This is a genomic window from Micromonospora sp. NPDC023869 (assembly GCF_055559695.1).
This window is the reverse complement of record NZ_JBVHKD010000001.1, coordinates 1,202,157-1,225,139: the sequence shown is the minus strand read 5'-3', so window position 1 is coordinate 1,225,139 and position 22,983 is coordinate 1,202,157. Positions and strand designations below refer to the sequence as shown.

At 70.2% G+C, this 22,983-nt stretch carries 18 protein-coding genes; 5 read left to right on the top strand and 13 right to left on the bottom strand.

Annotated elements, in window-relative coordinates; all coding sequences use genetic code 11:
- Positions 1 to 51: 51 nt before the first annotated feature.
- On the bottom strand, positions 52 to 1,866 hold the full coding sequence (locus tag ACZ31C_RS05475; protein ID WP_465794298.1) for a sensor histidine kinase: 1,815 nt from the start codon (positions 1,864 to 1,866) through the stop codon (positions 52 to 54).
- Complete coding sequence (locus ACZ31C_RS05470; protein WP_465794297.1) at positions 1,863 to 2,570, bottom strand: response regulator; 708 nt, start codon at positions 2,568 to 2,570, stop codon at positions 1,863 to 1,865. The genes ACZ31C_RS05475 and ACZ31C_RS05470 overlap by 4 nt, the downstream gene beginning before the upstream one ends.
- A 90-nt stretch (positions 2,571 to 2,660) precedes the next feature.
- On the opposite strand from ACZ31C_RS05470, the gene ACZ31C_RS05465 reads away from it, so the two are divergent.
- From ACZ31C_RS05465 to ACZ31C_RS05455, 3 genes are read left to right on the top strand one after another with little or no spacing between them, the layout of a single operon-like run.
- Positions 2,661 to 3,941 carry an efflux RND transporter periplasmic adaptor subunit gene (locus ACZ31C_RS05465; protein WP_465794296.1) on the top strand — a complete coding sequence of 427 codons (1,281 nt, stop codon included), beginning with the start codon at positions 2,661 to 2,663 and terminating at the stop codon, positions 3,939 to 3,941.
- Positions 3,938 to 4,681, top strand: coding sequence for an ABC transporter ATP-binding protein (locus ACZ31C_RS05460; protein ID WP_465794295.1), 744 nt, complete (start codon positions 3,938 to 3,940; stop codon positions 4,679 to 4,681). Before ACZ31C_RS05465 ends, ACZ31C_RS05460 begins: the two co-directional genes overlap by 4 nt.
- Positions 4,678 to 5,895, top strand: a complete 1,218-nt coding sequence (locus tag ACZ31C_RS05455; protein WP_465794294.1) for an ABC transporter permease — start codon at positions 4,678 to 4,680, stop codon at positions 5,893 to 5,895. Before ACZ31C_RS05460 ends, ACZ31C_RS05455 begins: the two co-directional genes overlap by 4 nt.
- A 114-nt stretch (positions 5,896 to 6,009) precedes the next feature.
- Here ACZ31C_RS05455 and ACZ31C_RS05450 read toward each other — a convergent pair whose 3' ends face one another.
- From ACZ31C_RS05450 to ACZ31C_RS05420, 7 genes are all read right to left on the bottom strand, one after another.
- Positions 6,010 to 6,591 carry a hypothetical protein gene (locus ACZ31C_RS05450; RefSeq protein ID WP_465794293.1) on the bottom strand — a complete coding sequence of 194 codons (582 nt, stop codon included), beginning with the start codon at positions 6,589 to 6,591 and terminating at the stop codon, positions 6,010 to 6,012.
- 149 nt (positions 6,592 to 6,740) lie between these two features.
- Positions 6,741 to 8,513: a CotH kinase family protein gene (locus ACZ31C_RS05445; protein ID WP_465794292.1), complete on the bottom strand. Its 1,773-nt coding sequence runs from the start codon at positions 8,511 to 8,513 to the stop codon at positions 6,741 to 6,743.
- Positions 8,513 to 9,190 (bottom strand): DUF4956 domain-containing protein, encoded by a 678-nt coding sequence (locus ACZ31C_RS05440; RefSeq protein ID WP_465794291.1) that lies wholly within the window; start codon positions 9,188 to 9,190, stop codon positions 8,513 to 8,515. The genes ACZ31C_RS05445 and ACZ31C_RS05440 overlap by 1 nt, the downstream gene beginning before the upstream one ends.
- A 15-nt stretch (positions 9,191 to 9,205) precedes the next feature.
- The gene (locus ACZ31C_RS05435) at positions 9,206 to 10,099 is read right to left on the bottom strand and encodes a VTC domain-containing protein (protein ID WP_465794290.1); all 894 of its coding nucleotides are present in this window, start codon (positions 10,097 to 10,099) and stop codon (positions 9,206 to 9,208) included.
- Positions 10,100 to 10,240: 141 nt separating this feature from the next.
- A complete protein-coding gene (locus tag ACZ31C_RS05430) occupies positions 10,241 to 11,914 on the bottom strand; it encodes a cellulose-binding protein (protein ID WP_465794289.1) in 1,674 nt (557 codons plus the stop codon).
- Positions 11,915 to 12,533: 619 nt separating this feature from the next.
- The gene (locus ACZ31C_RS05425; RefSeq protein WP_465794288.1) at positions 12,534 to 13,871 is read right to left on the bottom strand and encodes an amidohydrolase family protein; all 1,338 of its coding nucleotides are present in this window, start codon (positions 13,869 to 13,871) and stop codon (positions 12,534 to 12,536) included.
- Between the two features lie 25 nt (positions 13,872 to 13,896).
- Positions 13,897 to 14,625 (bottom strand): Atu4866 domain-containing protein, encoded by a 729-nt coding sequence (locus tag ACZ31C_RS05420; protein ID WP_465794287.1) that lies wholly within the window; start codon positions 14,623 to 14,625, stop codon positions 13,897 to 13,899.
- 128 nt (positions 14,626 to 14,753) lie between these two features.
- Between ACZ31C_RS05420 and ACZ31C_RS05415 the strand changes: the two genes are divergently transcribed.
- Positions 14,754 to 15,581, top strand: coding sequence for a helix-turn-helix domain-containing protein (locus tag ACZ31C_RS05415; protein WP_465794286.1), 828 nt, complete (start codon positions 14,754 to 14,756; stop codon positions 15,579 to 15,581).
- A 21-nt stretch (positions 15,582 to 15,602) separates the two neighbouring features.
- Here the strand turns inward: ACZ31C_RS05415 and ACZ31C_RS05410 are convergent, their stop codons facing one another.
- The 4 genes from ACZ31C_RS05410 to ACZ31C_RS05395 form a co-directional block, all read right to left on the bottom strand.
- Positions 15,603 to 16,055, bottom strand: coding sequence for an Atu4866 domain-containing protein (locus ACZ31C_RS05410; RefSeq protein WP_465794285.1), 453 nt, complete (start codon positions 16,053 to 16,055; stop codon positions 15,603 to 15,605).
- 123 nt (positions 16,056 to 16,178) lie between these two features.
- The gene (locus ACZ31C_RS05405) at positions 16,179 to 17,261 is read right to left on the bottom strand and encodes an RNA polymerase subunit sigma-70 (RefSeq protein ID WP_465794284.1); all 1,083 of its coding nucleotides are present in this window, start codon (positions 17,259 to 17,261) and stop codon (positions 16,179 to 16,181) included.
- Between the two features lie 187 nt (positions 17,262 to 17,448).
- Positions 17,449 to 19,065 (bottom strand): LamG-like jellyroll fold domain-containing protein, encoded by a 1,617-nt coding sequence (locus ACZ31C_RS05400; protein WP_465794283.1) that lies wholly within the window; start codon positions 19,063 to 19,065, stop codon positions 17,449 to 17,451.
- Between the two features lie 829 nt (positions 19,066 to 19,894).
- Entirely contained in the window at positions 19,895 to 20,524 is a 630-nt protein-coding gene (locus ACZ31C_RS05395) for a TetR/AcrR family transcriptional regulator (protein WP_465794282.1), read from the bottom strand.
- Positions 20,525 to 20,723: 199 nt separating this feature from the next.
- On the opposite strand from ACZ31C_RS05395, the gene ACZ31C_RS05390 reads away from it, so the two are divergent.
- Positions 20,724 to 22,949, top strand: a complete 2,226-nt coding sequence (locus ACZ31C_RS05390) for an MMPL family transporter (protein ID WP_465794281.1) — start codon at positions 20,724 to 20,726, stop codon at positions 22,947 to 22,949.
- The last annotated feature ends 34 nt before the right edge of the window (positions 22,950 to 22,983 follow it).

Here is a 22,983-nt window from a genome sequence, read left to right as displayed (position 1 = left end):
TGGGTCGGTGACCTCCCCCGTCCTCGGCCCACCCGCACCGGCGGGGTCGCGTCACACCTGACGCGGCCCCGTCGGGGTGTCCGGCAGCCGGACGGTGAACAGGCTGCCCTCGCCCAGGGTGCTCTGCACGTCGATGGTGCCGCCATGTGCCGTGACCAGGTGCTGGGTGATCGCCAGGCCGAGGCCGCTGCCGCCGGTCGCCCGGGTACGCGACCCGTCCGCCCGCCAGAACCGGTCGAAGATCTTCGGCAGGTGCTCGGCCGCGATGCCCACCCCGGTGTCCCGTACGGTGATCGCGGTGCCCTGCGCGGCGACGGTGACCGACCCGCCGGGCGGGGTGTACCGGATCGCGTTCGAGACCAGGTTGCCGACGATCTGCCGCAGCCGGACCGCGTCGGCCGGCAGCACGGGATCGTCCTCGATCTGCATGGTCAGCGCGATTCCGGCCGCCTGTGCCGTACCCCGATGACTGTCCACCACCTGCGTCACCACGTCCGCTACGTAGGTCGGCTCGGGATGGATCCGCAGCGTGCCCGCGTCCGCGGCGGCCAGGTCGGCGAGGTCGTCGATGATGTGCTGGAGCAGTACCGCCTCCTCGTGCAGCAGACCGAGCAGTTGGGCGTCGGTCGGCGCGAGGTCGTCCTGGGCCGCCTCCAGCCAGCTGCGGATGTTGGTCAGCGGCGTACGCAGTTCGTGTGCGACGTCGCTGACCATGGCGCGTCGCTGCGCCTCGGCGCGGTCCCGGCGATGGATCGAGTCGTTGAGCGCCCGGGCCAGCCGTCCGATCTCGTCCGGTGCGGAGACCGGGGCCGGCTGCTGCCGGTCGACGGCGTCGGTGAGTGTCCGCAACGGACGGACCAGCCGACGGCCGACCAGCACCGTGACGATGATGGTGGCGACCAGCACCGCGCCGGTGACCGTGACGATGCGGACGGTGTTCTCGCCGGACAGCGTGAACGTGGTCTGGTCGGCGCCGCTGTCCGGGGCGGTGATGAACAGCAGCACGGCCGGGGCCACGTGCGGCTGGAGCATGCTCCGCCGCGACTTCTCCACACACTCGCTGATCCGGGCCGCCTCGTCCGCGTCCACGTCGACCCGGAAGGTCTCCCGGGGGGCGGGACGGGCACTGCGCTCGTCGACGTAGTTGATCAGGTACGCGTTGAAGTCGGGCAGGATCTCCAGCCCCTCGTCCTCGCCCAGGTCGAGGCACTTCCCGGCCAACTGCCCCAGGGACCGCAGCGCCTTCTCCTCGGCGGCGCTGGCCGTCACGGGCTTCGCCTCGCATCGACCTGCCGACCCGCGCGGATCCGGCGTCGTCAGCACGACGGTGAAACGCCCGTCGGGCAGCGGCTTGATCTCTCCGTCCAGGCGACTCCCGCGCAGGCACGCCAACTGTTCCTTGGCCCTCGCAAGCAGTTCGTCGCTGACGTCGTCCGGCAGCCGGAACGGGCCGACCGCCCGAGGGTCGATGCGGTCGGTGCCGCCGGTGAGGCCGAGATCCAGGTTCAGCGGATCGACCACGGCAGCCGGGCGGGCGGAGTCCAGCGAGGGGCCGTCGAGCGTGTCGGCGACGATCGTCCGGTCGTCGGTCATCAGGGTGATCCGCCGGTCCAGCCCGGCGGCCCGCTGCTCGATGAGCGGCGACACCGCGGACCAGTCCGGGTGGGTGGCCGCGTACCCGATCAGCTCGTTGTAGACCTCGGTGTTCTCGGCGAGTGAGCGCCCCTGCTCCTGGCTGATCGCCCGGGTCGCGGTCCGGGTGGCGAGCCATGCGGTGGACGTGATCGCGGCGATCGCGATCAGCACCGAGGTGACCAGCAGCCGGGTCACCAGGCTGTGCCGGATCGGCACCCGCCGGGCGCTCACCGGGATGTCGCCGGACCGCCGGCCAGCTTGTAGCCGACCCCGAAGACGGTGACCAACCAGGCCGGACGCTGCGGATCGCGTTCTATCTTGCGGCGCAGGTTCATCACGTGGACATCGATGGTCCGCTCGGTCGAACTGCGGTCGAGACCACGGGTGTGGTGCAGCAGTTGACCTCGGGTGAAGACCCGGTTCGGCTGCTTCACCATCGCCGCCAGGATGGCGAACTCGCCCCGGGTACAGGCGACCGGAACACCGTCCACGGACACCTGGTGCGCGGTCGGGTCGACCTCGATCGGTCCGACCCGCAGCAGCCCGGCCCCGGCATGCGGCGACGTGCCCGGTCTGGCCCGCCGCAGCAGGGTACGGACCCGGGCCATCAGCTCCCGTGGGCTGTACGGCTTGGTCAGGTAGTCGTCCGCGCCGAGGTCCAGTCCGGTCAGCATGTCGTCCTCGGCGGACCGGGCGGTCAGCATCAGCACCAGCACGTCGGACTCCCCGCGCAGGGTCTTGCACACCTGGAGACCGTCCAGCTCCGGCATCATCACGTCCAGCACCAGCAGGTCGGGGCGGAGCCGACGGGCGGTGTCCAACGCCGCCCGGCCGTCGTGCACCACCACGGCGTCATGGCCCTCGGCGGTCAGGTATCGGCGTACCACCTCGGCCTGTCGAGGATCGTCGTCGGCGACCAGAACCTGTGCACACATGGCGGCGATGATAGGTCTGGATCCCCGCCGGTAGGGCTTCGGCGGCGATACCTGACAGGTTTCTAACGACCGATGGACACCCTCGTCGGCATGGATCCGAAGCATGACGCCCCGACCGAGTTCATACCGCGTGTGCCCGATCCGCCGGTGCGGCGACGCGGTCTGCGGTGGCTCGCCGTGGTGCTCGTGGTGGCGGTGCTGACGGTGGGTTCCGGGATCGCGGTGAGCCGGCATCGGGCCGACGCTCAGCCGGTGTCGGCGAACACGGACGTCGTCGCGACCACGCCGATCGTGCGCCGCGACCTGTCGACCACCCGGACGCTGCCCGGCAGCATCGGGTACGGCCCGACGCGTCCGATGGCCGGGCACCTGGCGGCGACGGTGACCTGGTTGCCGCGCGTCGGCACCACCGTCAAGCGGGGTGGACAACTGTTCCGGGCCGACGACCGGCCGGTGGTGCTCTTCTACGGCAGCCTGCCGATGTACCGGGACATCGCCGGACCGAACCTGGTCGGCCGGGACGTCCGGGTGGTCGCGGACAACCTGCGCGCGCTCGGCTACTCGGTCGGTCGGCAGCCGTCCCCCGGCGAGTGGGTGACGCCCCGGTCGCCGGCCCGGAGCGTCGCCGACGACGATTCCGTCGAGACCGGTGCCGCAGGGGCCGGTGCCGCAGGGGCCGGTGCCGCAGGGGCCGGTGCCGCAGGGGCCGGTGCCGCAGGGGCCGGTGCAGCGCCGCATCGGGTACGCAGCGGCGAGGGCGTCCTCACGCCGGCCCTGGTAGCGGCGATCAAACGCTGGCAGACCGACCTCGGTGTGCCGGCCACCGGCACGATCCCGGTGGGACACGTCGAGGTGGCGAGCGGAGCGGTCCGGGTGGACTCGGTGACCGCACAGCCCGGTGACCCGGCGGAGACGCCACTGATGGCGGTGACCTCGGTCCGCAAGGTGATCACGGTCGGTGCCGAACTCACCGACGCCGCCACCATCAAGCGCGGGGACCGGATCCAGGTCGGCCTGCCCGACGACCGCAAGGTCCCCGCCCGGGTCGTCTCCGTCGGCCGTGATCTCGTCGCCAGCGACAGCGGCATCGCGAGCGGCCCGCCCCTGCTGACCGTGACGGTGGCCGTCGACAAGCCACAGGCCATCGCCGATCTCGACTCCGGAGAGGTGCAGGTGCACTTCACCGGGCGTACCGCCGACGACGTCCTGGTCGCGCCGGTCGAGGCGCTGGTGGCGTTGCGTGAGGGCGGTTACGCGGTGCAGGGACCCGGCGGGCTGGTCGCGGTACACACCGGTCTGTTCGCCGACGGCTGGGTGGAGATCACCGGCGACGGGCTGACCGAGGGCACCGAGGTGGTGGTGCCCTCGTGACCGGGCCGGTGCTCTCGGTGCGCCACGCGTCCATGGTCTATCCCGGCGGGGTGACCGCGCTGGCCGACGTGAGCCTGGACGTCGCCGCCGGGGAGCTGGTGGCCGTCGTCGGCCCGTCCGGATCGGGGAAGTCGACCCTGCTCAACATCATCGGCACGTTGGACCGGCCCACCTCGGGCACCGTCCACATCGCCGGTCAGGACGTCGCGACACTCGGGGACCGGCGGCTGTCGGCACTGCGGGCCCGGGAGATCGGCTTCGTCTTCCAACAGTTCCACCTCGCCGACGGGCTCAGCGCCGTCGACAACGTCGCCACCGGCCTGCTCTACGCCGGGGTCCCACGGCGGCAGCGGCGGGAGCACGCCCTGCGCGCCCTGGCCCGGGTCGGCCTGGCGCACCGCACCGGCCACCGCCCGGCGCAGTTGTCCGGAGGCGAGAAGCAACGCGTGGCGATCGCCCGCGCGCTGGCCAACCGGCCGTCGCTGGTGCTGGCCGACGAACCCACCGGCGCGCTCGACACCGCCACCGGACAGTCCGTACTGCGGCTGCTGCGCCGACTCAACGAGGAAGGCACCACCATCGTGCTGATCACCCACGACCGGGGCATCGCCGCGTCTCTGCCCCGACAAATCGAGATCCGCGACGGACGGCTGATCCGCGACGACACCGCGTCCTCGGCCGTACCGGCTCGCGCCGCGGTGTCGGTCGGCCCCGCTCGGTCGGCGGTGTCGGACCGGTGACCGCGCCGATCGACCGGGCGCTACGGCCGGCCCGGCTGGCCGTACCGGACCTGCTCGCGCTCGGGCTGACCGGCCTGCGAGCCCGTCCGCTGCGGGCGGTGCTCTCGGCACTGGGCATCGCGATCGGCATCGCCACGATGATCGTGGTCACCGGTATCCCGGCCGCCGGCCAGGCCGCGCTGCTGACCGAGTTGACCGCGCTCGGCACGAACTCCCTCCAGGCGATGGCGGCACCGGACCGCGATCCACCGGTCAAGCTGCCGGAATCAGCCGTGGGGATGGTGCAGCGCATCGGCCCGGTCACGGCGGCCAGCGCGGTCGGCAACACCCGCACCGTGGTACGCCGCAACGACCTCCTCGATCCCACCGACGGCTCCGGCCTCACCGTACTGGCCAGCCGCCTGGACCTGTTGCCCACGATCAACGCGCGGATCCGCGCCGGCAGCTGGCTGAACCCGGCCACGGCGGATTTCCCCACCGTCGTACTCGGCTCGGTGGCCGCCACCCGGCTCGGCATCGCCGACCTGCCCGCCGGAGAGCCTGCGCCCCAGGTGACGATCGCGGACCGCCGGTTCACCGTGATCGGCATTCTGGCCGAGACCCCGCTGTCCCCGGACATCGACCGGTCGGTGCTGGTCGGCTGGTCGGCGGCGCGCAGCGAGCTGCGGTTCGACGGTCACCCGACGGTGATCTACATACGCTGCGAGGAGTCGCAACTGGAGGCGGTACGCGGTGTGCTGGCGGAGACGATCTCGCCGGAGCGCCCCGGCACGGTGGTGGTCAGCCGTCCCTCAGACGCGTTGGCCGCGAAGCGGGCCACCGAGGGCAACTTCTCCGTGCTCTTCCTGGCGCTGGCTGCGGTCTCCCTCCTGGTCGGAGGCATCGGGGTGGCCAACACGATGGTCGTCTCGGTCCTGGAGCGCCGCGCCGAGATCGGCCTGCGGCGGGCGCTCGGGGCCACTCGTGGACAGATCCGCAGCCAGTTCCTGACCGAGTCGACCGTGTTGGCGGCACTCGGCGGTCTGGTGGGTACGACGGTGGGGCTGCTCGCCACCGTCGGGTACTCCGCCTGGCAGGGCTGGCCGTTGGTGCTGCCCGGCCAGGCGGCGGTCCTCGGGGTGGGCGGCGCCGTGGCGATCGGCGTGCTCGCCGGTGTCTACCCCTGCGTACGCGCGGCCCGGCTGCCCCCGACACAGGCCCTCGCCGCCGCCTGACCCCACCCGAACACACAAGGGGGCGCGGCGGCCGGTGCTCGTGTGTAAGGAGGGGTCCCTTCCTAACGCCTCGTGTATAGGAAGGGACCCCTGCTTACATCTCGGCGGGCGCCGTCAGTTCTGCGCGGCGGCGACCTTGCGCTCGCACTCGGGTGCGAATTCCAGGCCCATGCTGATCGAGCGGGAGTGGTTCTGGTCGCCGCCGAAGGCGAGCGAGATGCCGTCCTCGGAGACCTCCACGTACTTGACGCCCTTGTCCTTGAGGCACTTCACGACGGCGACCGCGAAGTCCCGCGCCTCCGGGTTGGCCGGGTCCTTCTCCCACGGCGGCAGCGGGTAGTACTTCGGCTCACAGATCCGGTTCGCTGCCTCGTACGCCTCCGCCTCCTTGGCGTTGGTCTCGCCGGACGGTCGGCCGGGGTGCCCGGCCGTCAGCTTGTCCGGGACGCCCTGCTGCTTCAGGCACTTGCGGTACGGCCCGAGCAACGCCTCGTACTCCTCCGACGTGGTGTCGAGCCGCTCGCGCGGACGTTCCTCCTTCGGCTGCGCCGAACCGGTCCGTTCCGGCTCGGGGGTGGCCAACGAGGCCACCTGTCCGGTGCCGTCGTCCGTCTTCGTCTCCTCTGCCGTCGCCCCGCAGGCCGACAGCGCGATCAGCATGACGGCACCCATCAACAGCGTCCGGTTCCTGCGCATGACAACGCCCTTCGTCCGATCGGTCCGGGAGGGTCCCGGGCCGCTGCGGCCGGTTCTCGGCCCGACCGCAGCCAGCCTCCCGAGCGGACGTGAGGAACATGTCAGGTCGGCGGGCCCCCCGCCGGGCATCGACGGAGGGCCATGACGACTCAGCTCTGGGTGATCACCGGGTCTGCGGCGAGGCTCTCGGTGCGTTGACCGATCAGGGTGCGCAGCCGATCCGCGTCATTCGTCACGGTCTGCGCGTCCTGCCCGTCGACGCTCGACAACACCTCGGTGATGCCGTCGAGTGCCGCCAGGGCCGCGCCGTCGGCATAGACCTGCCGATAGAGCTCGCGGTACGCGTCCTCGTACACCTGCGTGAACGTCTCGCTGGCAAGGAAGCGTTCCTTGAGAAGGTGGCCGCCGCCACCGGGCCCACCACCGCCGGGCCCGCCACCGGGCCCACCACCGCCGGGCCCACCGCCCTCTCGCCCACCCGTACGGGGCTCCTCGGCGTCGGGACGGTCCGCACGCTCCGGCCTCGTGTCGGCGGCGCCGGGTACGCCTCCTGGCTGACCGGCGCCGGGCAGGTCCATGCCGGGCAGGTCCATGCCAGGCAGGTCGGTGCCCGGCTGGCCGGTGCCCGGCGCGGTGAAGTCTGGACGTGCCCTACCTCCGGTCTCGGCGTCCTGCTGGCCGGGCATCGTACGGGTGGCACCCCCGCCCCGGAAACCACCACCGAGGCGCCCCTGCTCGTGCGGGCCCTGACCGGCGTCACCACTGAAGGCGAGGTTGTAGTCCCAGCCGACCACGGTGAACTTCTTACTGGTCAGGTCGTACCAGAGGTAGTAGTTGCGGCCCGGCCCGGACATGTCGTCGAAGTTGAGCAGCAGGTTCTGCCAGGCCACATAGCGGGCGAAGGACTCCACGTCGACCCGGTCGGCGAGGTGTTCGTCGAACTCGGTGTCACTGGCGTTCTCGACCCATCTGATCAGGTCGATGACCGGTTGCAGGTCCTGACTGCCCTTCATGGTGATCTGTTTGAAGTCGTCGGCGTAAGCGGTCGGGTCGTCGCCCTTGTCGGTGAAACTGCCGGTGGCCAGCGACTTGTAGAGCACCCCACTGCCGTCGATCTTCGCGGTGAAGTTCTCGTCGGGATGTTCCACCACCAGGCGGGCGGTGGTCGGCCGGTCGTTGACGGTGAAGCTGGTGTACGCGTACTCCTGGGCCACCTCGCCGGCGTCACCGAGCAGGTCGAGCGTCACCGCCTCGTTGAGCACCGTGGAGCCGCCGCCCATCCCGGCGACGCGCAGGGAGACTTCCCGGTGCCCCTGGTAGCGGCGACCGTCGACGTACTCGTCGAAGCGGATGAGCCAGGGCAGGTTCTCCGGTTCCTCGGCCTGGAGCGAGATCCGCGACATCCCGCCGCCGTTCGGCCCGGGACCAGCACCGCCGCGATCGACGCCTTCCGGCAGAGGACCGGCACCGTCGCGATCGGCGCCGGGCAGCATGGGACCAGCACCGTCAGGTGCCGCGCCGCCCGGTCCGCCCTGCGGGGTCTCGCCGTTGCGGCTCAGGCTGCGCAGCGTGGAGTTCCCCTTCAGGCGGATACCGACGCTCGGCACGCTGGTGCCGTCGACGACCAGGTCCGCCTCGATGTAGTCCTTCTCGCCCTCGGCATAGAAGGTGTCCAACATCCGCTGGTAGTCCGCGTCGCGGAAGACGAGCGTGATGCTGTGTGCCACGGTCTCGTCGAACAGGTCGACGGTGCCGGCGATGTCCTGGGTGACCACGTCACCGCCGACCGCGCTGCTGGTGACGTACGGGCGGATGCGGACCGTGCTGAGCGTCACCGTGAGGACGAGCAGGAAGGCGACGCAGCCGGCCAGGAACTTCCAGTAGTGCCGGACCCGGACCGGGATCCGGTACTTGAGCCTCATCACAGGTCCGTCTGGTCGTAGCCGGTCAGCACCGTGACCCGCTGACCGCCGGTGCGTTCGGCCAACGCGGCGATCAGTTGACCAGGCTCGGTGCCCTTCTTGAGCCGCACCGTGTACATGATCTCGGTCAACGCGCCGCCACGAATCGTCTCCATGCTCACCAGCTCGAACTCACTGGTGTGGCGGACCAACACGTCCTGGATGGACTCGGTGTAGTTCTCCACCGGCGGGACCTGCACCTTCACCACCTGCCGCTGCACGTTCGCGGCGAACCAGTTGAAGCGGTACATCAGCACGATGATCATGCTGATCACGACGGCGGCGACCACGGCCAGGACGTAGAACCGGGTGCCGCAGGCCATGCCGATGCCCATCACCAGGAAGATGAAGCCGACGTCCCGGGTCTCCTTGATGGCGTTCCGGAAACGCACTACGGACAGTGCGCCGACCAGAGCGAACGCGCGGGCGATGTTGGACCCGACCACGAGCATGATCAGCGAGATGAGCATGCCGAGGATGACGAGCGTCTGCACGTACGACTGGCTGTACGAGATGTTCCGGTGGGTGAATCGATAGACCCAGCCGATCATCGCGCTGAGCAGGAAGGACAGCGACAGGGCGAGGGCGATGTCGCCGACGCTGAACGTACCGGAGAGGTCCTGGAATTCGAACGGCATGAGAATCAGCGCTCTCTAGGCGGAGGGATGGGAGACGGCGGCGTCGTCTTTCACGTGGAAGACGGAACGAGGGGCGCCGCCGAACGCCTCGACGCTCTGGCAGTACTTCGACATCCGGACGATCGACAGGTTCGCCCGGGCGGCCAGGTCGGTGAGCCAGTACGGCACCCGCTCGTTGGCCTTGATCTCCACCACGGCGAGCGTGGCCGGCACGATGAGCCGGTTCTCCGCCTCGGCGCCCAGGTGGAAGTCGCGGTCCCGGCCGCGTACCCGATGGTCGATGGTGACTCGCAGGCCGACGTCGGAATCCCGTCCGACGAACGCCTCCCGCTGGTAACCCGTCATGGCGACCGGACGCAGATCCAGTCCACAGATCAGTTCCAGCACCTCTTCGAGGAAGGCCCGCTGTTCGGAGTGGTGCTCGACCATCTGTCGGCGATCGCAGAGTTCACGTGCCAGGCGGTACGGTACGGCGACGCGGCGCTTCTGGGTGACCCGGTTCACCCGCTGCTTGATCTCGACGTGCACGATGCTGTCGTCGGTGATCGTGGAGCGGTCGCCGTAATGGCGTACCCGCAGTTTGCGGCGGAACCGGAGACCCTCGATCTTCTCCCAGTAGAAGCGCAGTCCATCGGTGTCGTAGTAGACGCTCCACACGCCGTACCCGGTCCGGCCACCATGACTGTCGCGACCCATTCGCGCGTCCAGTTCGGCACGCAGCGTCGGCACGTCACCGACCGGCACCACGTACTTGACCTCGTACCGATTGAACGCGTGCAGTCGGCTCGGTGCGCGGAGGGCGTGCCCGGCCTGATCGTCGCGGTCCGCAGCCGGGCCGGGCCCGACGGTCGGTGCCGATGGCGTACGCGTTTCGGGACGGGCGGGTGCCCGGTTGCGCCAGGTGAGCATGGGATGTTGGCCGATCCGTAGGCGACAGGTGCCCACGAATCCCAACAGGCGTACCTATGAACGAGCTTTGATTCTCGGATGAACCCCCGGTGAACGACGTCGGCGTCACCACACCGGTGACGCCGACGCCGTCCGGGCCCGTTACGGGGTGACCACCCGGCCGCCGAAGGTCACGACCAGCCGGCCGTCGGAGGCGAAGGACCAACCCAGAGCCCCCGAGTACGACGAGCACCGGGACCCGTTGGTGCCGGACCAGAACTGGTTCGAGCTGTCGGAGTTGCCGATGATCCGGTCGTTCGAGCCACCGCTGCACGAGGTGTTGTTCCGGAACACCGAGGAGCCGCCGTCGAAGTTGAAGTTGCGCTCGGTGTTGCCGATGTTGGCGTTGTTCGACACCGTCATCGTGCCGGGGTTCCGGTTGTAGGTGAACCCGTGCTTGCCGTTGTCATAGGCGATGTTGCCCCGGATGGTGTGGTTCACCGCGATGTCCTCACCACCGAGCTTGAAGCCGTTGCGGTCACCGTTGCCGGCCTGACCACCGTTGCTCAGGGTGCCGTTGCCGAAGGCGAGGGAGGACTCGATGGTCACCGCGCCGATCGCGCCGGTGTCGCTCTTGGTGTAGAGGTCGTACCCGTCGTCGATGTTGTTGTGGGCGACCGTGTAGCGGAAGACGTTGCCGGCGCCGACGGTCAGCTTCGGGGCGAACCCGTCGGCGTCCTCACCGTCGGAGTCCACGTTGTCGTGCGACACCGTGCTCACCACGAGATTGTTCGAGGGCCACTGGTCGCGGGGCGCGTTGGCGATCAGCCGTGAGAGCTGGAGCCCGGAGTCCCGGTTGTGGCGGGTCACCACCCGCTCGACGATGTTGTTGTTGCCGGCGAGCAGGATGCCGTTGTCCCCGGCCCGCTCGACGACGATGCCCCGAACGTGCCACCACGAGCCGCCCATTTCGAGCCCCCGGTTGGCCGGGTCCTCGCTCTGCGCCGAGAAGTTCAGGATCGGGGTCTCCCCCGCGTACGCGAAGATGTTCTTGCGGGCGCTCGACGTGCCGTTGTTGCCCTGGCCGATGGTGATCGTCTGCGAGTAGCGGTAGGTGCCGCCGCGCAGGAAGATCGTCCCGCCCGCGGTGATCCGGGTGATCGCGGAGGTGAGCGTCGTCGGGCTCGCCAGCGTCCCGGGCGCGCTGTCGGTGCCGGTCGGCGCCACGTACAGGGTGTTCGACGACGGCGGCGGGGTGGTCGGCGGAGGCGTGGTCGGCGGCGGGGTGGTCGGCCCGGTCGTCGGCGGCGGCGTGGTCGGCGGAGTCGTCGTGCCGGAGGCGTACGTCTCGAACTCGGCGACCCTCGGCGTACCGCTCGCGCTGGTGATCTCGAAGTTGATTTTGCGCAGCGAGGTGGCGGCGAAGGTGATCGTCCCGGCCCCGGTCCCGCTGGCCAGGGTCGCGCCGGTGTCGTTGTTGACGAGTCGCCAGCCGCCGATGACCCCGACCGTGCCGGACGCCTCGCGGATGGTGACCGAGCCGACCGTGGTGGCGGAACCCCACTTGACCGAGATGCGGCCGGTCGAGCCGGACGGCGACCAGTATGTGCTCACGTTGCCGTCGATCACGTCGCCGTAGCTGGTGCCGCCGCCCTTGCTGGAGCCGTCGGCGCCGGCACCGATGCTGAGGTTGGTCGCGTTGGCGACGACCGAGGCGGCGACGAGGCCGTCCGCCGCGCCCGACGCATGGGTCAACGGCAGCGCCGCAGCCACCACGGCCACCGCGACCACGGCGGTACCGCTGGCCAGAAGCCTGTGTCGCACTGTGGTTCTCACTGATGGACTCCTCGGGAGTGAGCGCGGCGCGAGACACGTCCTGCACAGCCCGACACCGCAGGTGACTGAGTTTCGTAAGCCCTCGAAATGGCCATAGAGCGAAACATCGATGTAATCTCAGGCTAGGAAAGCGCTTACTCGCGGCGCAAGAGTGGAGATGTGCAGGTTTGTTGCAGAACGACTCCCGGTGGCGGCTGGTCGCCGGGCCGGTATCGGCCGTCCGGGATCGCGACGCAGCTCAGCGGCGCCTCCGATCCGGCAGTCCCATGTCCTCCCGGCCGCCTTTGCTCTGCTTCAACCCACGCACCGCTCCCGCACGGAAACCGTTGCGCGGGTTGAAGCAGAGCAAAGGGAGCCAATGGGGTTACCTGACGGAGCGACCCCGGCACAGTCATCCCTGGTGAAGTCGGGGTTGGCAGCCGGAACGCCCGGCCCCAGTAACGCGGTCCACCCCATCGCAGGCTGCCGCTACTGGCGTGCGGATGGCGTCGCCTCGCCCCGTCGATCATGGAGCCGCGGCCAAGGTTCTGTCCGATTAAACCTTTTCGCGGCGGCCACAACTCCATGATCGCGCACGGGGACGGTGTGCGGGGACGGTGTGCGGGAACGGTGTGCGGGGTCAGGCGTTGGCCACGGACTTGCGGATCGCGTCGCGGGACTCGGTCACCTGTCGGCGCAGGTCGTCCAGGTCCACGCCGACGAGCTGACCGTTCCGCTTGCGCACGTGGCCCGCGACCACGACGGTCTCGATGTTGCGGGCGTCGGCACCGAGCACCAGCGTGCCGACCGCGTCGTTGAGCGGCATCGTGTTGACGTCGTCGGCGGCGACCACCAGCAGGTCCGCCTGCTTGCCTGGAGTGAGGGAGCCGGTGACGTCACCGAGTCCGTTGGTCCGCGCGCCCTGCGTCGTGGCGAAGTCCAGCACGTCGCGGGTGGTGATCCGGTCCGGCGTGGTGTCCGTGCCGTACGCGGCGTTCACCGCACGCATCCGCTGGATCGCGTGCAGGGTACGCATCTGGGTGAACATGTCGCTGGCCAGCGCCACCTCCACGTCGATGCTGAGTCCGGGCCGGATACCGACGGCCAGCGCCTCGTCGATCGCGGGTACCGCCGTCTCCAGGCCGATCTGAGCCTCGGAGGTCGGGGCCAGCGACACGGTGACTCCGGCGTCGCCCATCGCCTGCCACGCCTGCGAGGTGAGCCCCGTGGCGTGGATCAGGGTCAGGTCCGGGCCGAGCAGCCCGGTGGCGGCCCAGCGCAGGATCGCCGCCGACGACGGCACGCCGAACACCGCGTCCACGCTGACCCCGAGGTCGAGATCGCGGGCGACGGCCGCCAACTCCGGCCCGTAGGCCAGGGCCGGACCGGCGATCTCGTCGGTGGCCAACGCCGCCAGGCGCAGGGTCACCAGGCCACCGTTCGTCCCCTGGTACGCCCCGCACAACCGGGCCAGGTCGCCCGGCCACTGGCGGTCCCACTCACCGAAGTGCGGACCCATGGACGCGTGTACGCCCCGGATGCCGGTGTCGACCAGCGCCTGGATCGCCGCGTCCGAGTGCGCCGCCGTACGGGAGTTGTGCGAGAAGTCGAGCATCGTGGTGATGCCGGCGTCGAGGGCGGTGAGCGCGGCGAGCCGGGTGCCGACGTACATGTCGTGGGCTGTGTAGACGGGCGCGATCCCGGCCAGCGTCGACATCACGTACGCCCCCAGGTCGGTCACGTCCGGGATGCTGCGGCGCATCTGCGCCTGCCAGGCGTGCCGATGAGTGTCGACGAATCCGGGACTGACGATCCGGCCGGTCGTGTCGATCACGGTCGCGCCCGCCGCCTCCGGATGAGACCGCAGGTCCGGGCCGACCGCGACGATCCGGTCCTCGCGGACCAGCACGTCACCTCGTTCCAGGTCGCCGATGGCCGGGTCCATGGTGACGACCGTGCCTCCGCTGAACAACATCATCGAACTCTCCCTTCGCTGTCTGCGGTCACCGGCGGCGCAGGACGTAACCGGCGTGGTGCAGGACCCCGTCGACGAACCGGCCGTACGCCCAGAAGCCCAGGTCGTCGCGGTAGACGATCCGGTCGCCGTCGATCCAGAACGCGCCCTGGTACGCGTGCGGTCGGCCGCCCCGCGTCTCGTCGTACCGGCCGTCGGCGGTGAGATCCTGGTGCAGGAAACCGGTCTCGTCGATCCACATGCCCAGGTAGGGGCTCTCGACCGATCGTGGTCCCGGCTCGGGCTCGATCGGGGCGGGCGTGAGCCGACGGCCGTTGACCAGTGCGATCTCGCCGTCGACGACGATCGCGGCGGCCTGCTCCGGACGCCAGACGATCATCTCCAGCACGGACCTGCCGCCGGTCGGGCCGGCGATCAGGGCGAAGGTGGCCGGGTTTCCGGGGGTGAGCGCGCCGACCCGGTCGGCCGGACGAACGCGCAGGCCGGCGACGGCGACACCGTCCACGACGGCGGGCACGATGGCCAGGCCGGTGCAGTCGATGACGATCGCGCCGTCGTCCTCGGCGGCGGTGTGCAGGCCGGTGCCGACCGCGACGATCTCGGTCGTACCGACCAACAGGTCAGCCGTGGCGAAGTCACCGATCACCGGGTCGAGCGTGTGGATGGCGGCGTTGACGAACATCAGTGGCCGGTGCTGGTCACCGGTGTTCCCGGCGATCTCCGCCAGTACCGCCTCGTCGAGCATGGGGCTGCTCATGGCGTACCTCCTGGGGTGGGGTTTCGTGGTTCCACCGTCACCGGCGGCGGAGTCGGCAGCCAGGCCGGACCGAACCAGGGTGTGCCGCACCCTGCCTGGCCGGCGCCCGCACGGATACCGTTGGTGGCATGCCGACGACCGCGCTCGGGGCGTTCCTCACCGCCCGACGCGCCCGGTTGACCCCGGGCGACGTCGGCCTCGTCTCCAGTGGCACCCGACGGGTCGCCGGGCTGCGCCGCGAGGAGGTCGCGGTGCTGGCCGGGGTGAGCGTCGACTACTACACCCGGCTCGAACAGGGCCGGGAGCGCAACCCGTCCTCGTCGGTGCTGGCCGCCGTGGCCCGGGCGCTCGACCTCGGGCCGGACGCCCACGACCATCTCTTCCGGCTGGCCGGGCTCTCACCCGGCAGTACGCCGACTCCCGCTCGACCGCAGGTCGGGCAGAGCCTGCGGGAACTACTCGACGCCTGGCCGGACACCCCGGCCGTGGTCATCGACCGGCGACTCGACCTGCTGGCCGGCAACGCGCTGGCCGACGCGTTCTACGCGGACTTCGCCGAGGCCGACAACCTCGTCCGGATGGCCTTCCTCGACCCGGCCGGTACGACGTTCTTCGCCGACTGGCGGCGTACCGCCGAGGCGTGTGTGGCGAACCTGCGTCTGGCCCTCGGCCACGACCCGCACGACCGGCGGGCGCGGGAGCTGGTCGAGGAGACGGGTGCCGCGAGCCCGGAGTTCCGCAGGTTGTGGGGGCGGCACGACGTACAGGGCAAGACGCACGAGGCGAAGACGTTCCGGCACGGCGCGGTGGGCGAGCTGACGCTGTCGTACCACGCGTTCGACGTACGGGACGCGCCCGGCCAGCAGTTGATCGTGTACCGGGCGGAGCCGCACAGCCGCAGCGCCGAAGCACTGCGGCTGCTGGGCACCCTGGCCGTCAGCCGTTGGCTCCGCTGACCCGCGAACCCAACCTGGTCCCTATCCGTCCGTCCTCGCTCGCCGGTGCGCGTCGCTGCCCTCGCGATAGAAGACGTATCCCGCGTGGTGCAGCACGTCCCCGTCGAAGGTGCCGTCCGCGCTGAAACCGGTGTCGTCGACGTACTCGATCCGGGTCCCGACGACCTGGTAGGAACCCGTGTAGGCGCTCTCCCGCTCGCCCCGGGCCTCGTCGTACCGGCCGTCCGGCAGCAGCATCTGCCGGATGTGGCCGTCGGCCGTCACCCACATCCCGACGTACGGGTGCGGCGACACGTCACCCGCCCCCGCCGGTGGCGTCACAGCGGACGGCGTCGCAGTCGGTGCGGCAGTCGCCGAGTGCGGCGTCGCGCCGTCGGAAGCGGCACCACCACTGCCCGCCTCGGCGGAGCAACCCACGAGCAACAGGACGCCGCAGGTCGCGCTGAACAGGCCCCCGAGTCTCGAATTCGCCATGTCGACCACGGTAGGTATCCGGTCCGGCAACAGCCTGGTCCCAGTCCTCCCAGGAAGAACGCGCTACCCGCCCTTACGGCCGGCTCTCACAACGCCGGAGTTCTCGCGTGAGGACGGGGATCATCACCGCCGCAGGGACCAGGTGCAGCCCGAGGAGGGCGGCGATGGTCGCGACGTTTCCGCCGGTCGTTGCTCCTCTCGTTGCGCGCCGGATCGGGACCGGGACTGCTCGGTGCCGTCCGCCGGCAGCGACGTCGGCACACCGATCCGGGGGAACTGGTCGGCGTGGAACGTGATGATCTCGGTGATCGCTCCGCCGCTGATCCGCAGGACGTCGATGGTCAGCGGCAGGTACGCGGCTCCTTCCTCCCGTCGGTGGTAGAACGCGATCGCCGGCTGCCGGTTCACCGAGGTGGGGACGGCGCGCAGGTTCGTCATGTCCTCGAAGCCGTTGTCGACCCAGTCCTTCACCACCGTGTCGCGGCCGACGAACAGGCCCGGGGTGGGCGGCATCGAGCAGCGGACGTCCTCCCGCAACAGCGCGGTGAGCCCACCGATGTCCGTGGCCACGCTGGCGTCGGTGTAGCGGCGTACCAGCTCGCGCGTGCCGGCGTCCTCCTCCCCGCCGGTCCAGTCCTGGCGCTCGGCGGGCAGGTGCTCGCGCATGCCGGCGCGGGCCCGCTGCAACGCGCTGTTCACCGAGTTGACGGAGTCCCCCAGGAGATCCGCGACGTCCTTCGCCGGCCAGCCGAGCACGTCCCGCAGGATCAGCACCGCCCGTGGGCGCGGCGCGAGATGCTGGACCGCGACCAGGTACGCCAGCTCGATCGTCTCCCGCGCGACGGCGACCGCCTCCGGCTCGTCCGCGTCGCCGGTGGTCAACTCGTCGAGCAGCCGGTCCGGGTAGGGCTGCAACCAGAGCACCTCGCCCCCGGTGGCCGGTTCGGGGCGGCGTTTGGCGAGCAGGTCCAGGCAGGCGTGGGTGGCGATCCGGTACAGCCAGGCCCGGAACGTCGACCGTCCCTCGAATGTCTCCCGCCGACGCCAGGCACGCAGGAACGTCTCCTGCACGGTGTCCTCGGCGTCCTCGAACGACCCCAGCATCCGGTAGCAGTGCACGTGCAGCTCCCGCCGGTGCCGTTCCGCCAGCCCCGAGAACGCCGACTCGTCGACCTCGCCCAGACCGCTCATGACCTGCTCGTCCATCACGCCATCCTCATGCCTCGTCGGGTCCTGACGTAGGTATGACGGGCGCGGGCCCGACAACTCATCACTCCTGCCCGCAGGGCCGGATGCACAGGGGGGTGGGTGGATCTGTTGTCGCCCCAACGACAACAGATCCACCCACCCCTGCCGACCGACGAGAGGGCCGGTTCGGAACGGATGCGCTGCACTACTCGGAACAGGCGTCACCCGGGTCGCCGCCGAAATCGCCGAGGAAGAAATCGAACGCCAACCCCTGGCCATCGATCTCCAGCGGAAGGCTGTACGACAGACCGCACTCACCGCCGAAGGTCGCGGTGACGGTGTACGTCCCCGGCGGCACGCCGGTCAGGGCGTAGCTGCCGTCGGCGGCGGAGGTGGTCTGGTATCCGCCGGGCTGCAACTGGACCACCGCCCCCGCCAACGGCAGGAAGTATTCGTTCCACACGTTCCCGGACAGGCTCGTCGCCGACCTCACGGTGAACTCACCGTCGTTCTTGTCGCTCACCCGGTTTCCGTCGGCGACCGCTGCCGCGTAGACCGGGCGGGAACCCCTGGTATCGCCGACGTCGAGGGTGACGGTGGCCGTGCCGCCCGGCGTGGCGGCATTCACCGTGCTACCGAGGCCGGCGTCGCCCATGCTGTACCGGAAGGCGGTGACGTTCGTGTCACCACGTGCGTCGAACCGTACGGTGATCTGTCCACCCCCGGTGACCTCGCTGCCCTGCGGGAACGTGACCGTCGGCGGCAGCGGCACGGCCAGCTTCGCCAGCTCCGTCGAGGTCTCGACGGAGGTGTACACCCGTACGTCGTCGACGAGGCCGGTGAAGAAGCCGTCGTCGCCACCGTTCCACCTGCGTTTGCCGACCGCCACCTCTGCGGTGGCGTCGAACCCGCCGACCAGGGTCGTGGTCGCGGCCTGGGCGACACCGTTGACGTACAGGGTCATCGTCTTGGTGCTCGCGTCGTAGACGCCGGCAAGATGCGTCCACCTGTCCACCGTCGGCGCCGCGTCGGACAGCACGCTGTGCAGGGCCGCGTCGTCGGTGTCGGCGGCCGCCATGGAGAAGCGCCACCGCTGGTCACCGCCGGAGAAGCCGAGGTGGTACGCGGACGTCCGCGAGCCGCTCGCGCTCACCACGGTCTGCACGTCGCCACCCGACGTCGAGCTGATCCTGGCCCAGACGGCGACGGTGAAACTCGCGTCGGTCCTCATCGGGGTCGACGCACCGGTGAAGGGGTGCGGGGTGTGGAGCGCTGCGGTCCTGGTCGCCGCAGTTGTGCCCGGCAGCGACAGCGCGGTGCCCACCCCGGACCGGCCGGCGACCCGGACCGCAGACTCACCGAGTGTCAGGGCGTTGCCGTGGCCGGAGACATCGGTCGCGGTGGCACCCGTCTCCTCGAACATCCAGCGGGCGGCGGGACCGGAGTCGGCTCGGACGAAGAACATGTACGTCACCTGGGTGGAGATCCGACCCGCATGACTCTTCGACCAGACGTGGAGCACGTTGGTGCCGTCATGCCGTGGTGCCACCGTGATCGATGCGCCGTGGTCCGTCGGCCGCGCCGCGACGGTCTCCGCTGCGCTCACCACACCGGATTCGAGGCTGTAGGCGTACTCCTTCACCTCGTGTGTGCGGGTCGTCGGCGGGATCACCTCGAACGTGCCGGGCAGTCCGACGCCGCCGCGCGGCGCACCGTCGCTGAGGTAGTCGTTGGAGGTCACCGCCGCCGGTGGCGGTGGCGCCTCGGTCGAGGTGGACGCTGCCGCCCCGGCCGAGGTGGGCGCTGCCAGCGGCGACGACACCAGTGCCAGCGTCAACCCCACTGTCCACCAACGCCGAGACGCACCCGTGCGGTCACCAGCCACCTGACACCCCCGTGATCAAGCCAGTCGATGCACGAACAGTAGGCATCGGAGACGTTCGGTGTAAAGAGCGATCACAAGACGTAGCCACAGACGGGTGCGCCGTCCCTACCGGAGCGCAACCATGCTCCGGTAGGGACGCCTGCTCCGGAGCTCAGAACTAACTAAGAAGCTCAGGCCATCGCCCGACACGGTCGCCGCACATGCAACCGCCACGGTCGGATCGACCGCTTGACGCGTTCACCGCCGGCGCCGGAACCGCACCGGTCCCGACCATCGGTCGCGATCGGCGACCCGCGACCACGCGCGGACCGAGGCGTGATGCAGCCCGGGGCGAGGCCACTGCATCTCCCGCCCCGGCTCGGGCCCGCGGCGACGGCTTCGCACCGGACGAGTGAACCTCTGCCGCTCTCCCCGGCGCCACCGCACGATCAGCGGTTCGGGAAGACCATGAATGACGAGGGTGGAGGCGGTGTCGGACTGACAGTGACCAGCGGGAGTCGGCGGCGACAAAAGCCGGACAGGTAGACCGATGGGGAACGACATGATGAGAGGACGCGTAGACATGATCCCTTTGAAGACCTGACGAAGGGCACGGAAAGAGAGCCGACGGCGAGGTCGGCGACCGATGCGCGAAGCGGTGTCAGGTCTACAGAGCGGGCGGGGTCACGCGGAGTGATGTCCTCTCGGAAGGGGGCACAGGAAGACGTTCTCGCTGAAAGATAGGCCGGAACCGGGTGGCGAGGCCACCGATTAGTCCCGCCGCCGCCTAGCCGTCGGCCTGTGCCACCTGCTGGTCCGGTGGTGCGAGGAGACGTTGCAGCAGTAGCAGGCCGCTCTTGATGTCGGCGCTCCCGTCGAGCAGCCACTGGGTGCCCAGGCCGTCGGCCGCCGCCAGCAGGAGTGAGGCCGCCTGGTCCAGAGGGATGTCCGTACGTACGGCCCCGGCCTCCTGGCCTTCGGCGAGCAGGCCCGTAATTTGCTCGCGCAGGTCGGCGTACCGCTCGGAGAAGTGGGCGCGCGAGCGTTCGTTGCCGGCCTCCAGCGCGTGGGCCACCATGCTGTTCAGCAACGACATCAGCCCCGGTACGCGCATGCTGTGCTCGGCCGACTGGTGGATCAGGTCGACGAAGCTGGCGTCCCCGTCGTACGCGGTCTCGAGGAAGCGGCGGTCGTGTTCCCGCAGCACCTCGATGAAGAGCTGCTCACGGGTGCCGAAGTGGTGTTTGAGCACCGGATGGGTCACGCCGATCGCCTCGCCGATGGCGCGCAGCGAGGTGCCCTCGTATCCCAGCCGGTCGTAGACCGCCAGCACCTCGTCGATGATCTGCTGCCGCCGCGCGAGCCCCTTGGCGTACGGGCCCCGCTTCGAGCTGCCCCGCTTTTCCGGGTCGGTCATGGCCCACCTCCAGAGCGATCGGCGGTCGGCATGGGTGCGCCGCCTGCCCGATCCTATGACCACCACCACCAAAATATCCAGTCGGATATTTTCGTGCTAGCGTCTGCGGCACGACAGGCCGTGAGGTCGCGCTTCGTCGGCTGGAGCCGGGCGAAGTGCCCACGCGGGACCTGTTCACCGAGACGCAGGAGGAGACGGCATGGCATGGCACTTGTTCAGGCTCGGACGCTGGTCGTTCCGACGCCGCTGGACCGTGGCGGGAATCTGGGCCCTGCTGCTCCTCACCGTCGCGCTCGGTGCGACGACCCTGTCCGGCAAGACGAATGACGGCTTCGAGTTGTCCGGCATCGAGTCGACGCAGGCGTTCGACCTGATCAGGGAGCGGGACCCCGAGGCCGTGCCGAACGGCGCGACGGCGCGGGTGGTGTTCCAGGCCCCGGACGGCGAGACGCTGGCAGACCCGGCCAACCAGCAGGCCGTGTCCGACTCGCTCGCCGCGCTCAGGACCGAGAACGTCCGGTCGATCGTCGACCCGTTCCAGGCCGGGGCCATCTCCGAGGACGGGCGTACCGGCTTCGCCTCGGTCAGCTACGCCCGCGGCGCGGTCGACCTGACCACCTCGGACCGGGAGGCGCTCGAAGCCGCCCGCGACGTCGCCGAGCGGGCCGGACTGACCGCCACCGTCGGTGGAGACGTACTCGGTGTGGAGATCGGTGGAGCCATCGCCGAACTGATCGGCATCGCCATCGCCTTCGTGGTGCTGGCCCTCACCCTCGGGTCGCTCGTCGCGGCCGGAATGCCGCTGCTGACCGCGTTGGTGGGCGTCGGAATCGGTGCCGCCTCCATCGCCGCTCTCACCGGCTTCGTCGATCTGAGCACCACCACCCCGGCACTCGGCACGATGCTCGGGCTGGCGGTCGGCATCGACTACGCGCTGTTCATCCTGTCCCGCTACCAGGCCGAGGTCCGCCAGGGACGCCCGCTGGAGGAGGCGGTGGGCCGCGCCGTCGGCACCGCAGGCTCCGCAGTCGTGTTCGCCGGGCTCACCGTCGTCATCGCCCTCGTCGGCCTGGCCCTCTGCGGCATCGGATTCCTTACCGAGATGGGGCTGGGTGCCGCGTTCACCGTCGCGCTCGCCGTCCTCATCGCGCTGACCCTGCTGCCCGCACTCCTCGGTTTCGCCGGTACCCGCGTGGTAAGGAAGCAGATCGCCGCCGCTGCCGAGGAGACCGCCACCGACCAGAGTGCCCGCACCTCGCGTACCCTCGGTCGCCGCTGGATCGAAGGTCTCGCCCGCCTCCGCTGGCCCGCGCTCGTCGCCGGCATCGCGGCTGCCGTCGTGGCCTCCATGCCGGTGGCCTCCCTGCAACTCGCGCTTCCGGACGACAGCACCAAGCCCGCAGGAAGCGATGTACGGGTCGCCTACGACCTCATCGCCGACAACTTCGGCGCGGGCGCCAACGGGCCGCTGCTCGTCGTCATCGACACCGCGCAGGCCACCGACCCGGCCGCCGCGGTCGGCACCGCCACCGAGCGGCTACTGGCACTGGCCGCCGAGGACGACTCCAACATCACCGCCGTGATCCCGCCCATCACCAGTGACACCGCGCAGGCCCAGCAGGCCTTCGCAGAGCAGCTCGGCACGACGCAGTACGCCACCCTCACGGTGATCCCCCAGTCCGGCCCCGCGAACGAGTCGACCAAGGAACTCGTCGCCGACATCCGGGCCACGCTCTCCGACCTGCCCGACCAGACCGGAGCCCGCGCCCTGGTCACCGGCGTCACCGCCGTCGGCGTCGACATCTCCAACGAACTGACCGAGGTGTTCCCGCTCTATCTCGCCGTCGTGGTGGGGCTCGCGCTCATCCTGCTCATCGCCGTGTTCCGCTCGATCTGGGTACCCGTCAAGGCAGCACTCGGTTTCCTGTTCTCGGTGGGCGTCTCGCTCGGGGCGACCGTCGCGGTCTTCCAGTGGGGCTGGCTCAACGAACTCGTCGGTCTGGACACCGAGGGCCCGGTGCTGTTCCTGCTGCCGATCCTGCTCACCGGCATCCTGTTCGGCCTGGCCATGGACTACGAGGTCTTCCTCGTCACCCGCATGCGGGAGGCGTACGTCCACGGCACCCCGGCGCGCCAGGCGGTCATCGACGGCTTCACCCACAGCGCCCGCGTCGTGGCCGCCGCGGCGCTCATCATGGTCGGCGTCTTCGCGGGTTTCACCCTCACCGACGACATCATCCTCAAGACCATCGGGTTCGCGCTGGCCATCGGCGTCCTCGTCGACGCCTTCCTGGTCCGCATGCTCATCGTTCCCGCCATCATGCTCATCCTCGGCCGGCGAATCTGGTGGATGCCCCGCTGGATGCAGAAGGTCGTGCCGACCTTCGACGTCGAAGGCGAATCGCTCGCACGACACCTCACCTGACACGCGGCCCGCGCCGGGCCGGCCTCTCGAACTC

Coding starts and splice junctions, on each gene's coding strand:
- ACZ31C_RS05395 (WP_465794282.1), bottom strand. CDS start 20,524: ATGACCGACCCGGAAAAGCGGGGCAGCTCGAAGCGGGGCCCGTACGCC.
- ACZ31C_RS05470 (WP_465794297.1), bottom strand. CDS start 2,570: ATGTGTGCACAGGTTCTGGTCGCCGACGACGATCCTCGACAGGCCGAG.
- ACZ31C_RS05465 (WP_465794296.1), top strand. CDS start 2,661: ATGGATCCGAAGCATGACGCCCCGACCGAGTTCATACCGCGTGTGCCC.
- ACZ31C_RS05425 (WP_465794288.1), bottom strand. CDS start 13,871: ATGATGTTGTTCAGCGGAGGCACGGTCGTCACCATGGACCCGGCCATC.
- ACZ31C_RS05450 (WP_465794293.1), bottom strand. CDS start 6,591: ATGCGCAGGAACCGGACGCTGTTGATGGGTGCCGTCATGCTGATCGCG.
- ACZ31C_RS05420 (WP_465794287.1), bottom strand. CDS start 14,625: ATGAGCAGCCCCATGCTCGACGAGGCGGTACTGGCGGAGATCGCCGGG.
- ACZ31C_RS05445 (WP_465794292.1), bottom strand. CDS start 8,513: ATGAGGCTCAAGTACCGGATCCCGGTCCGGGTCCGGCACTACTGGAAG.
- ACZ31C_RS05390 (WP_465794281.1), top strand. CDS start 20,724: ATGGCATGGCACTTGTTCAGGCTCGGACGCTGGTCGTTCCGACGCCGC.
- ACZ31C_RS05410 (WP_465794285.1), bottom strand. CDS start 16,055: ATGGCGAATTCGAGACTCGGGGGCCTGTTCAGCGCGACCTGCGGCGTC.
- ACZ31C_RS05435 (WP_465794290.1), bottom strand. CDS start 10,099: ATGCTCACCTGGCGCAACCGGGCACCCGCCCGTCCCGAAACGCGTACG.
- ACZ31C_RS05415 (WP_465794286.1), top strand. CDS start 14,754: ATGCCGACGACCGCGCTCGGGGCGTTCCTCACCGCCCGACGCGCCCGG.
- ACZ31C_RS05440 (WP_465794291.1), bottom strand. CDS start 9,190: ATGCCGTTCGAATTCCAGGACCTCTCCGGTACGTTCAGCGTCGGCGAC.
- ACZ31C_RS05405 (WP_465794284.1), bottom strand. CDS start 17,261: ATGGACGAGCAGGTCATGAGCGGTCTGGGCGAGGTCGACGAGTCGGCG.